At 42.8% G+C, this 10,197-nt stretch carries 14 protein-coding genes; 3 read left to right on the forward strand and 11 right to left on the reverse strand.

What is annotated here, in order from left to right; translation table 11 throughout:
* Positions 1 to 14: 14 nt before the first annotated feature.
* Entirely contained in the window at positions 15 to 209 is a 195-nt protein-coding gene (locus GVO60_RS09465) for an MbtH family protein (protein ID WP_159653251.1), read from the reverse strand.
* An 18-nt stretch (positions 210 to 227) separates the two neighbouring features.
* Entirely contained in the window at positions 228 to 1,562 is a 1,335-nt protein-coding gene (fes, locus tag GVO60_RS09470; RefSeq protein WP_159653253.1) for an enterochelin esterase, read from the reverse strand.
* Positions 1,563 to 1,752: 190 nt separating this feature from the next.
* Here fes and GVO60_RS09475 point away from each other — a divergent pair, with 190 nt between their 5' ends.
* On the forward strand, positions 1,753 to 3,828 hold the full coding sequence (locus GVO60_RS09475) for a TonB-dependent receptor (protein ID WP_159653255.1): 2,076 nt from the start codon (positions 1,753 to 1,755) through the stop codon (positions 3,826 to 3,828).
* A 77-nt stretch (positions 3,829 to 3,905) separates the two neighbouring features.
* On the opposite strand, the gene GVO60_RS09480 is transcribed toward GVO60_RS09475, so the two are convergent.
* From GVO60_RS09480 to GVO60_RS09495, 4 genes are read right to left on the reverse strand one after another with little or no spacing between them, the layout of a single operon-like run.
* Complete coding sequence (locus GVO60_RS09480; protein ID WP_159653257.1) at positions 3,906 to 4,349, reverse strand: CopD family protein; 444 nt, start codon at positions 4,347 to 4,349, stop codon at positions 3,906 to 3,908.
* Between the two features lie 54 nt (positions 4,350 to 4,403).
* On the reverse strand, positions 4,404 to 4,865 hold the full coding sequence (locus GVO60_RS09485) for a GNAT family N-acetyltransferase (protein ID WP_159653259.1): 462 nt from the start codon (positions 4,863 to 4,865) through the stop codon (positions 4,404 to 4,406).
* A 47-nt stretch (positions 4,866 to 4,912) separates the two neighbouring features.
* The gene (locus GVO60_RS09490) at positions 4,913 to 5,383 is read right to left on the reverse strand and encodes an HAD family hydrolase (RefSeq protein ID WP_159653261.1); all 471 of its coding nucleotides are present in this window, start codon (positions 5,381 to 5,383) and stop codon (positions 4,913 to 4,915) included.
* A gap of 50 nt (positions 5,384 to 5,433) precedes the next feature.
* Positions 5,434 to 5,883, reverse strand: coding sequence for an NUDIX hydrolase (locus GVO60_RS09495; RefSeq protein WP_159653263.1), 450 nt, complete (start codon positions 5,881 to 5,883; stop codon positions 5,434 to 5,436).
* A 102-nt stretch (positions 5,884 to 5,985) separates the two neighbouring features.
* On the opposite strand from GVO60_RS09495, the gene GVO60_RS09500 reads away from it, so the two are divergent.
* A complete protein-coding gene (locus GVO60_RS09500; protein WP_159653265.1) occupies positions 5,986 to 6,432 on the forward strand; it encodes a YkgB family protein in 447 nt (148 codons plus the stop codon).
* Between the two features lie 131 nt (positions 6,433 to 6,563).
* Positions 6,564 to 6,962, forward strand: coding sequence for a hypothetical protein (locus tag GVO60_RS09505; RefSeq protein ID WP_159653320.1), 399 nt, complete (start codon positions 6,564 to 6,566; stop codon positions 6,960 to 6,962).
* Between the two features lie 22 nt (positions 6,963 to 6,984).
* Here GVO60_RS09505 and GVO60_RS09510 read toward each other — a convergent pair whose 3' ends face one another.
* From GVO60_RS09510 to GVO60_RS09530, 5 genes are all read right to left on the reverse strand, one after another.
* Positions 6,985 to 7,599 carry a LysE family translocator gene (locus tag GVO60_RS09510; RefSeq protein ID WP_159653267.1) on the reverse strand — a complete coding sequence of 205 codons (615 nt, stop codon included), beginning with the start codon at positions 7,597 to 7,599 and terminating at the stop codon, positions 6,985 to 6,987.
* 139 nt (positions 7,600 to 7,738) lie between these two features.
* Positions 7,739 to 8,266 carry a histidine phosphatase family protein gene (locus tag GVO60_RS09515; RefSeq protein WP_159653269.1) on the reverse strand — a complete coding sequence of 176 codons (528 nt, stop codon included), beginning with the start codon at positions 8,264 to 8,266 and terminating at the stop codon, positions 7,739 to 7,741.
* 114 nt (positions 8,267 to 8,380) lie between these two features.
* Positions 8,381 to 8,809, reverse strand: a complete 429-nt coding sequence (locus GVO60_RS09520) for a GNAT family N-acetyltransferase (RefSeq protein ID WP_159653271.1) — start codon at positions 8,807 to 8,809, stop codon at positions 8,381 to 8,383.
* 32 nt (positions 8,810 to 8,841) lie between these two features.
* Entirely contained in the window at positions 8,842 to 9,210 is a 369-nt protein-coding gene (locus GVO60_RS09525) for a VOC family protein (RefSeq protein ID WP_159653273.1), read from the reverse strand.
* Positions 9,211 to 9,288: 78 nt separating this feature from the next.
* Positions 9,289 to 9,696 carry a GFA family protein gene (locus tag GVO60_RS09530; protein ID WP_159653275.1) on the reverse strand — a complete coding sequence of 136 codons (408 nt, stop codon included), beginning with the start codon at positions 9,694 to 9,696 and terminating at the stop codon, positions 9,289 to 9,291.
* Between the last annotated feature and the right edge of the window lie 501 nt (positions 9,697 to 10,197).

The following is a 10,197-nucleotide window of genomic DNA, read 5'->3' on the forward strand; positions in this document are numbered from 1 at the left end:
TGATGTGTCGCTAATTAGACTCTTATGTCTTGCCAGTTCGACTCAACGTATTGGATACATTCAGCTTTATCAGCAGGACCAAAGGTATTTCTCCAACCTGATGGCGTCTGTTTAAACTCCGGCCACAAGCTGTACTGCCCATTGTGATTGATTAGCACAATGAACTGATTTTTTGGCTCGTCGAATGGGTTCACATATTGTTCGGACATATCTAACTCCGTAAGGGTTTAGTTGGATTTACACTGAAAAACGTAAGCAAGGCCATCGATGATCCCGCCACGCCAACACAAGCGTTCATGGCCACCATCGAAGACTCGATATTTAATTTGATGTTGCTGGGTAGAGAGTTGTTGGAACAGGTCTTGGCTAAGATCGACCATGATGTCCTCCCCACTCCCAACTTCCATATAGATTTTTAACTGACTGGTTGAACCCAGACCACTATGCACGCGCTGGCTCATGTCACTTAACAGAGATGTTGTTTCTGGCGCGATATATTCACTAGGCGGCTTGATGATCGAAAAATCTGGCCACCAAAACGAACCAGATTGAGAAACAGCAAGACCAAATCGCTCTGGCCAGTTAAGTACGGCATACATTGCAGACAAACCGCCTAGGCTTTGCCCCACAACCGCCGTTTGCTGCGGATCTTGTGTGATAGAAAAATAGTTAGAAACCAGAGGGATCAATTCATCTGATAGTGCTTGCCAAAACTTCGGGTTACACCCCAGCTCATCATTGCGCTGCTGGCCGTTGACTTCATCAATCAAAACGTACAGCGCTTCAGGTAACCTCTGGCCATTCGTCGCGTTAGAAAGCGCGTCATAGATAGGCATAGACTGAGACCAAAAGCGGCCATCAAGCACAAAGACAACCGGCAGCGAGCATTGACTCACAGATGAAGCGGTACAAAATAGCCAAATATCTCGTGTCGTATTGAGCAAATCACTCGACCACTTCAACGTTAAGTCAGGCTGAGAGATACTCTCCCCGGTTTGTTGATCGAAAGTTTGCCACTCATCTTGAGGCTGAGCATCTTGCATACACAGTGGGGATTTCGTTTCGCCCCAATCGCAACCACTGAGGTTATTCTGATTAAGCTCATCTCGGCAGCTAAGAGGGAAAACCTGCCTTAACCATTGACGGTGTTGCGCCTTTTTCTCTTCGTGACTTCCAGAATACTCTGGCTGAACAAGCTCGGCTGTCACTGGCATAAATGAGTACCCAGCGCGCCATGTTCGCTTGATGTTTGTCCGATAAAACCAAACATCTGTCTGTTCGATATTTGTGAGCTTAGCCCTATCAAAGCGGTGATGATCTGTCACACCATTAATATCGATGTAAACCTCTTTGATGCTTTCTCCCGCGAGCGGCCAAGCCGAGCGCCACAGAAATATCACCTCAGCATAATCACCTTGGCTGTGAACAATTAGTGGCGTTCCCTCAGATTCGACCGTTTGCCACCATTTATCGTCACCTATTGAACAATTTTCTCGCTCTAACCAACTTAAGCAATTGGAAGACAATGGCTTTTCTTCCGTTTGAATGTTTTCAACAATCATCACGTTCCCAACTATTAGACCGCTGTTCTATTCAAGAGAAATAGTGATCCAGTGGCACAAATTAACCTTAATTATTGTTGTAAACAATAATAATTATCATTACTATTATCGACAGCAACAGACTTTTACATAATTGTTGCGTTAACTTCAAACACTTTTTCGTCATTTTTAATTAAGGATTTCTTAGGTCATGAAGCCCATGGATTTAAAAAGCGGTATTTCTATCAGTCATGCCAACAAGACCAAACTCGCCACGTTGATCGGTGTAATTTGTTTAGGTACGAGTGTTAGCAGCTACGCTCAGGAAGAAGAGGAAAATGATAACGTCCACAGCCTAGAAACAGTGGTTGTAATAGGTGAAAGACTGGGTGGCACACTGGCTGAAAACACGAGCTCAGTAACCGTGTTCACCGACGAAGCGGACAACGGTGAAGATCGCACTTACTACGACTTACTTGATCGCGTACCTAACGTTCTTAACGCACCTTCAGGTGTCGCTCACATTCGTGGTGTCGATGGACGAGGTTCTAGTGAAGGTTTCCTTTCCTTCATGACTGGTGCGACACCGCGAGTAAATACCACCGTTGATGGTGTATCTGAATCTTGGACCGGTGAGTCATTTGGTAAAGCTGGGCTTTGGGATACAGAGCAGGTCGAAGTATACAAAGGCCCTCAATCAACCAACCAAGGTCGTAACAGTATTGGTGGTGCGGTCGTCATTAAAACCAAAGATCCAAGCTTCTATACTGAAGGTAAGGTTCGCGGTGGCTATGAAAATGAAGATGGCAAATACCACTTAGCGGGCGTTGTCTCTGCACCGATTGTTGAAGATAAACTGGCTTTCCGTATCGCTGCGGAAGGAACGCGTGGTAATACACCAATTGATTACACATTGGAGAACGATAAATATCCGTGGGATCCGTCTGAAGTTGAATCCAACAATGTGCGTGCCAAACTACTCTTTAAGCCAATGGGTGACGACAAGCTAACGGCGAAACTGACCGTTGCAAGTCGTAAAGAGGAAGGTCAATACACAAACTTTGTTACCGAAAAAGGTAAATACGTGTATGACGACCCTAAGGGCACGCGTCGCCAAGAAACAGAAAGCTGGAATGCCAACCTTGACGTTGCTTACTTAATCAACGACGAGTTTGCTCTTGATTTCTTATTGGCTCGCCGTGATTACACAACCAAATTCAAAGCGTATCCTAGACCTGGCCAATGGTGGGGAGATGTTGATGAAACTAACTACACCGTTGAAGCGAAACTCTCTTACGATTCACTTGATGAAAAGTACAGCGTCGTTGCTGGTGTTAGCAGTTTCTTTAGAGATCAAGATACGGCGACTGATTCATTCCGCCGTGAAGACAAATTGAACACTAACGCGATTTACTTCGATTCTAAAGTCAACTTAACCGAACGTTGGGGTCTTTTACTTGGTGCACGCTATGAAAAAGATACCTTAGACCGAGAGTTTGACCACAACAAGTACCCTCTTGATTTTGAAGAAGATCATAACAACGGTATCTTCTTGCCTAAAGTTGGTGTGACTTACAAAGTCTCTTCAGATTCCACTTTGGGTCTAACTGCTCGTAAAGGCTATAACGCCGGTAGTATGGGATACAATGAGTACAAGCAAGAAGTGTTTGTCTTTGACCAGGAAGAGGTATGGACGTACGAGTTAAGCTCTCGCTCAAGCTTCATGGACAACCGATTAGGGCTAACAGCAAACGTCTTCTATAACGATTACGATAATTACCAGACCTCTGTGAAAGGTGATTCTGGTGATCGTTACGATAGCTACATCGCTAACATCCCTAAAGGCAAAACATACGGTGCCGAAGTTGAAGCAAACTTTGGCTTCGATAGTGGCTTAGAAATCTACGCTTTCACTGGTTTACTTAAAACTAAGATCACGAAAGGCCCTGACGGTACACTTGAAGATCTTGAAGGCAATGAGTTTAGCTACGCGCCTAAATTCTCTGCTGGCCTCGGGTTTAACCAGACACTTGAATCTGGCCTGTTCTTTGGTGCTCGCATGAATCATGTTTCTGATTACTACACAGACATGAAAAACAACAAAGATACTGCAGCTGGTGACTACACAATTCTTAACCTAAATGCAGGTTATGCTGTGAACGACCTTACAATACGTGCTTACGTTAAGAACGCTACTGACGTTGACTACGTATTACGTTACAAGCATGACTTACTTGAAATGGGAGGTCCACGTACCTTTGGTCTTGTTGCAGATTACCAATTCTAAAACACTATCAATCTAGATATGAAAAAGAGCCGCATTTGCGGCTCTTTTGATATTGGTTTTTAGCCAATCTTTTTAAATTACGCCAACCACCCTACTCGAAACGAAACACCGACGACAACAAAAAGAACAGAAAACAGTGTTACCGGGATAATATGCAACGCCATATCCTTTAAGTTTGAAGCCGATAGTTTAGGGATAACTCGGAACCTTGCGTCTAGGGCGAAGGCGAAAGTTAAAAGCAATAAAATCAACTTCGCGGCGATTCCGTGGGCTATTGGGATCGACATATCAAACCAAAGACTCACATCTGGTAGCATTCGATAAGCAAGCATAATGCCCGTAATGATTTGAATTATCAGAGCTGGCATACCGATTTTTTCGTAAACACTTTCAAAATCTAGTAACCGCTGTGCAGAACGTTCTCTAAGAACCCGTGGCAAAACCACTACCGCCAATACAATATGACCTCCCGTCCAAATTGTGGCAGCTAAAATATGTAACGTAAGCAATATCCCATACATTTCGATCATCCTTCATGGTTGCCACTCGGGAATGGTTATCATTACCGAGCTTGCTCACGACTTTACCATGACATAGTTACGCAGTACTGCTCCTCGTACCTCAATCTCTTGTTCTTTTATCATTTCAAAGCCCATTTTCTCGTAAAAAGGACGGGCCGTGATACTAACGTTCGAATATAAACGGGTGATGCTTCTTTCGTCGGCTACGCGAAAAATATGCGACATTAAACTGCGACCAATACCCTGACCTTGGTATCGATGGTGACAAAAGAAGTGATCTATCAACCCATCTGATTGAAGATCACTGTAAGCGACGATCTCACCTCTTTTTTCGGCAACAAACGGTGAAATTTCATTCATTTTCTTTTGCCAAACCGCTGGATCAAAGTTATCAGGAGCCCAAGCCTCAACTTGAGTTTGCGTGTAATCTTGAGTGTTCACATTTCGAATCGTATCAAAGAAGATCGTCCATAACTTGGGGGCATCCGATGGTTTGTAATCTCGTATTCTAATCACGTCTCTTTTCCTTGTTCGATTCAATTTCCCAATAAAAGACAAATTAATTAAGTGCAAAGCTGACTTAAATGGTTTATCTCGGTAGCCTTTGTTTTCTCACTTCGCTGATCACCATGGTTAAACCAAATGGCCTCAATTCCAGCTTTAATTGCCGGATCGATATCCTTGTCTAAAGAATCGCCAACCATAACAACAGAGTCATAGTCGACACCAAGTTCTCGCACAATTTTATGAAAGAACTCCGCAGTTCCTTTGCCAATTCCTAAATTCGATTTGCAAAAGTAACCTGAAATATAGGCATCAAGCCCCACTCGCTCAAACGCCTGTTTAATGTCATTTTCGCTTGAATCCGCGGCATTGGTCGCCACATAGACCGAATGATTTTGCGATAAAACGCGCAGCACATCCTTAGCTCCATCCACGGCTTGTACCTCATTCCAATGGCACATTTTCCCTGATTGATTTGGGAAGTCGACCATCAAGGTATCCCCCCAATCAAACAAATACACCTTACTCATTTTGCCTCCTTGCTTATTCAATCCTTCAACTGTCTATCTACAGCAGAGCTTTATAGTGTAACTCGATATAATGAGTTAAAGGGTCTTTCAACAAAGTACGACCACACATGTTTATACACCGCATGCTGATTAGGAAATGGCGCCAATGCTATCGCCTCTTCTAACGAGCACCATTTATATTCTGTGTGCTCATCGTTCAACTGCACAATTTGATTCGGCGGGCACATAACAACAAATACTGGAATCAACTGAATGACGTTGACGTTGGCCTCATAGAACTGCTCTAAAAACTGAGCATTGTACAGATGTGTTACCTTGATCTGAGTCTCTTCATCAAATTCTCTCACTATCGCCTCAACGCCCGTTTCCCCCTCTTCAATAGAACCAGCAACATGGCACCAGAAGCCACCTTTCACTCGCTTCATTAGCAAGAGTTTTATCTCTCCATCGATTTCTGAGAGCGCTACTCCCGACACAACAGACGTATTCACTGGAACCATGGCCAATCCTTAGTTTTATTATTTATGTATAAATGTTTTCGAAATTTTTTATTTCGCCATGCGGTCATATGAACGAACTTAATTTAACTTGGAGTATTCAATATGCACGTTCAAGCAACGGATCTTAAACAAACGAATTTTGGCTATTACATTGGTGTCTTTGGTGTTGCTTTGGTTTTAGCGTGGATTGGTATATATAAATTCACACCAACAGAAGCAAAACTCATCGAGCCTTTGGTTGCCAATCACTTCGCAATGAGTTGGCTCTACGATGTCTTGTCTGTCCAAGCTGTTTCCAACATCATAGGCGCAACTGAAATCATCGTTGCAATTGCCCTTATTGCTGGCTTCAAAAACCCAAAAATCGCCTACTATTCTGGCATTGCAGCTGCAGGTATATTCATTGCAACACTAAGTTTCTTACTAACGACACCCAACACTTGGAAAGTGTCAGATGGTATTTTGATTACAAACTTCTTCTTAGTGAAAGATATCTTGTTCTTAGCGATCGCAATTACCGTAATTGAGCGCAACAAACCAACAAAATAAGCTGGAAAAATAAGTGATTCAACAGGAGCGTAGCCTATCAAAAATGGTAGTAAGCTCCTGTTTATTTAACCGCGCTTCCTGCGTATCATACTTTGAACAAACGTCGACCTTACCACTTTGAGCACATTACTATGCCATTCGACAATGATATCGAACAAATGATGAACTATTTAGAACGTTTCTGTAAAGCACCTCATATTGATGCGCTAGATAATGTATCTGATGAACAAGTGAACTTACTGCTCGATTTTCTGACACTTGCCCACAAACTAAGCTGCGATATTTATGCGACAAGCAATCTAAGCTGTTCGCACTTTCTTGGGATTGGTGTTTTCGCAACTTCGCAAGATAGAGCGCCGCAAGGCAACCTGTTCGTTAAAGTAGAGGCCGATAACCTTTACTTATCATTTGAACTTGAAGAATGCGGTGAAGAGAGCTTATTAACACCGATTCGAGTTATCGATGCGTTAATCTATCTCGCAGAACGAACGGGCCATGCTCATCTACCTGAAGACTACATCAAGCAATAGTGGCAAGCACGTGCCTTTTCTTTTACTGAGTCAACTGCTGAGTAATTTCCATAATCACAGGGATAACCGATACTACAAGCAACCCAGACATAGTAAAATTAAACACTGCACGACTCTTAGCACTATTCAGAGCATTCTTGAGTAACGCACCAAATACCAACCAAACACCGACACATGGAAACGAAACAACAAAGAAGGTCAAAGCGATCATGACGTTTTGACTTAAGAAGTCTGTGCCAACAGTGGTGAAAGCAGCAATCGCACCTGTAGCGACCACCCAAGCTTTGGCGTTGACCCACTGAAACAGCGCGCCTTTCATGAATGAAAAAGGTTTGTTTTGCGCATTAGATTCAACCGCACCCGCTGACTTAGCAATAAGATAGGCAAGATAGAGTAAATAAAGCACCCCGACACATTTGATAATAAAGTGTAGGCTTGGAAATAGCTCAAACAGTTGCGAAAAACCTAATCCCACCAGCAACAACATAACGGTAAAACCAACACAGATCCCAGTCAAAAGTGGTAGGCTCTTCTTAACTCCAAAATTCAACCCTGATGTCATCACCATGATGTTATTTGGCCCGGGCGTCACTGACGATGACACGGCAAATAAAACAACAACAAATAGATAATCCATATTGTTATCCCTAACTCACGCTTTCCTTATCAAACTGAGATGGGGATTGGTTAAAGGTTAATCAACCACTCATTTTGGCGTATCGAATTTCCGATGGCGGATAACAGCCTATTCCGAAGATTCATAAAAGAATAAGACGCTAGAGTGTCAACTGACGAAAACCACCACATTCAACCCCATCTTCTTGGTAACCCGCTAGGCTTTCAAACACGTTAAAGTGTGAAACAACAATCACCTTAGAAAAGTGAGAGTAACGAGAAAGGACTCGCTCCACCCTGCCCTTTAGCTCAGCTCTGTTTTCATAAGGCACGTTATCGAGTTCAATTCCATTCTTTAATGCGCTTCGATACTCCGCCCATCTCCTATCTCGCTCTGTCAGATCAACATAACCACCAACCAAATCCGCTCGCCATTCTCGCAAATCATGCTCAACAAAGAGTTCTAGACCAAGCTTACGGTTAATGATCTCAGCAGTTTGAAGCGCTCGAGTATAAGGAGAAGAGATGATGATCTCAGCTTGTTTAGGTTCTATCTTTTCAGCCACTGCATGAATAATATCAATACCCGTGCGAGCCAAAGGTGCGTAGTCTTTTTCTAGTTGGGTCATCTGTCGTTCATCAGACAGGGAATAGTCCGGAATCCCATGTCGTACAAATACAATTTCCATTCAGTATGAAGCCTCCATTCAATTAATCTTATTCTCTAAACAACGCCTTCATAAGCTCTGTTTAGGCATCTGTGCCATATGTTTCTAATCTATAAGTATTCCACTGCCGCGCCGTTATATGTTGCTACTAGGCGAAGAGTTAAAAGAATACATACGCACTTCATCACGAGGAAACCAACCTAGCTTCTCGTAAAAGGATTGTGCATTTAGATTTTCGTTGGCGACAAACAAATGCGTCTTTGCGATACCAATATCTTCTAGAGCGGTGACGGCTTGTGAGATTAGCTTCGCGCCAATGCCTTTTCCTCGACAACGGGAGTCGACAGCGAGGTGCTGAACATAGCCCCGACGTCCGTCGGTCCCCACTAATATCGCGCCGACAACCACCTCCCCATCTAACGCGACAAAGCTCAAGCCTGGGTTACGAGTTAAGTAACGACCTATATTCTCTCTAGAGTCCGCTTCCCTCAATAACATCGCTTCAGTTTCAGACCACAGTGCTATCACTTGTGAATAGTCAGAGATGTCCATTTCCCTAATCATTGTGTACTTCCTTTTACACTTACCAATTGTTGCTAATTAAATACAGCTTCGATTTTGTTGCCATCCAAATCCCGAACGAAGGCAGCGTAATAGGTCTCACCATATTCAGGCCTTAGCCCTGGTTTACCTTCACAAGTTGCACCCAGTTCAATGGCTACAGAATAAAACAGGTCGACAGACTCTTTGGATGGGGCGTTAAAAGCAACGTGGGCGCCATTGCTAGCTGAAGCTTTTCCTTCACATGGGCTTCCTACCCAAAACTCATATTGCTCACCGTAAGCAGCGGCAACATTTTCTATATAATGGCTTTGTGTAATAGATAGAGTAGAGAGAACCGAGTCGTAAAATGCCACAGCCTTTACCACATCTTGTGTGCCAATAGAGATATGATTCAAAATCATCAACAAGTCCTTATAATCGCGAGATTCCAAACGTCTAAAATAGTGGTATCCCCCTAGATTGTGGAACTAATTTTGAGGCTACTTTCGGCCCGGTTCGTGTTTTTCGTAATGTGGAAGATCAGCGTCGAATTCTTCCCAGTTCGCTTTCGAAGTGACAAAGTTGTGAGAAATCGGTCTTTCTAAGATATCACTATCCAAAACGCCTAAACGAAGACGATATCTTGTTGGTGATTGAGCATTAGAGCTGTAAATCGGCGTTCCGCATTTACTACAAAAGTACTTACGTTTTCCTTCACTACTTTCATAAAAAGTCAGCGTTCCTTCCGCATCATCTAGCTTTAAATCGACTGCGTTTATAAAACCATTTGTCGCATACGCACTACCACTCGCTTTTCGACACAACGAACAGTGACAATGAATAATATCGGTTACCGCGCCATCCAATGAAAACTGGATAGAACCACACAAACAACTTCCTTTGTACATCTGCTTTCCTTAGCGTAATCGGATTAAATATCGAACGTAAGCCATTGTGCCGTAGTTACTTAAGTGAATTCAAATCGGATTTCGGGCAAAAAAAAGAGCCGCTAAATGCGGCTGTTGATACAACCATAAATTGACATTTATAACTCTCATAATTTCAACTAGTTACAAAAAATACAACCATATATTGATATCACCAAATACAACCATAAGTTGATATTTTTGTGATAAACCGAATTAATGCTGAGTTTTTATGTAAGAAAGTTTCTTACATAAAAACTGTCGCTGTACCAAGTTTGGTTAATACAAAGCGCTCATACATTGAACTGAACTTTAATGTGTGATTGATAACCCAACAGTAATATCTATAGACAATACTGGCTTTGTTGCGTAATTCAGACGAGAAACCAAACCTCCTAAAGTTGAGCGACTTTTATACAATATACTGAGTTTCAGGCATACCAAGCCCTGTAAGTTTGTTCAGTGCTTTGATCATGGCGTAAG

The organism is Vibrio atypicus, assembly GCF_009811315.1.
Lineage (GTDB): Bacteria > Pseudomonadota > Gammaproteobacteria > Enterobacterales > Vibrionaceae > Vibrio > Vibrio atypicus.